This window comes from Streptomyces sp. NPDC001194 (assembly GCF_042896985.1).
Taxonomy (GTDB): Bacteria; Actinomycetota; Actinomycetes; order Streptomycetales; family Streptomycetaceae; genus Streptomyces.
This window is the reverse complement of the sequence record NZ_JBIAXU010000036.1, coordinates 1-743: the sequence shown is the minus strand read 5'-3', so window position 1 is coordinate 743 and position 743 is coordinate 1. Positions and strand designations below refer to the sequence as shown.

Annotated in this window: 1 rRNA gene and 1 pseudogene; one reads left to right on the top strand and one right to left on the bottom strand. The window is 71.2% G+C overall.

Annotated features, from left to right (window positions below):
• Window positions 1-592, top strand: a pseudogene (locus ACFY1T_RS35250) (hypothetical protein); the annotation flags it as partial.
• Window positions 593-652: 60 nt separating this feature from the next.
• Here ACFY1T_RS35250 and rrf read toward each other — a convergent pair.
• Window positions 653-743: ribosomal RNA gene (gene rrf, locus ACFY1T_RS35245) — 5S ribosomal RNA — on the bottom strand; the annotation flags it as partial.

Genomic DNA, 743 nt, shown 5'->3' with positions numbered 1-743 from the left:
CACGACGCGGGTAGAACGGACGGTCCTCGCGGCCGCGGAAGCCGCCGCCGGTCGGACGGTCACCGCCGCGGTCGTCGCGACGGAAGCCGCCGCCACCACCGGAGGGACGCTCGCCGCGGTCGTCGCGGCGCGGGTAGGACGGGCGGTCGCCGCCGCGGTCGTCACGGCCGCCGCGGAATCCACCGCGGTCGTCGTCACGGCGCGGGTACGAGGGACGCCCACCGCGGTCGTCATCACGACGCGGGTACGAGGGACGGTCGCCACCGCGGTCGTCACGGCGGAAGCCGCCGCCACCGCCGCCGCCGGCGGGACGCCCGCCACGGTCGTCACGGCGGAAGCCGCCGCCACCACCGGAGGGACGGTCACCGGTCGGACGGCCACCGCGGTCGTCGCGGCGGAAGCCACCACGGTCACCGCCACGGTCGTCACGGCCCCCGCGGTAGCCGCCCCTGTCACCGCCGTCGTTGCGACGAGGCTCGCGCTCCGGACGATCGTCGGGAGAGTTGGACATGGGTGTGACTCCTGTCTTCGGGGTACCGCTAGTCATTCTCGCGCAACCAACCCATGGCCGCGCTTCGGCGTAAAAAGGTGAAAAACAAAAAGGACCCTTGGTCCAGCGTTGAACGCTGGACCAAGGGTCCTTTGAAAGATTGTTCGGCGGCGTCCTACTCTCCCACAGGGTCCCCCCTGCAGTACCATCGGCGCTGAAAGGCTTAGCTTCCGGGTTCGGAATGTAACCGGGC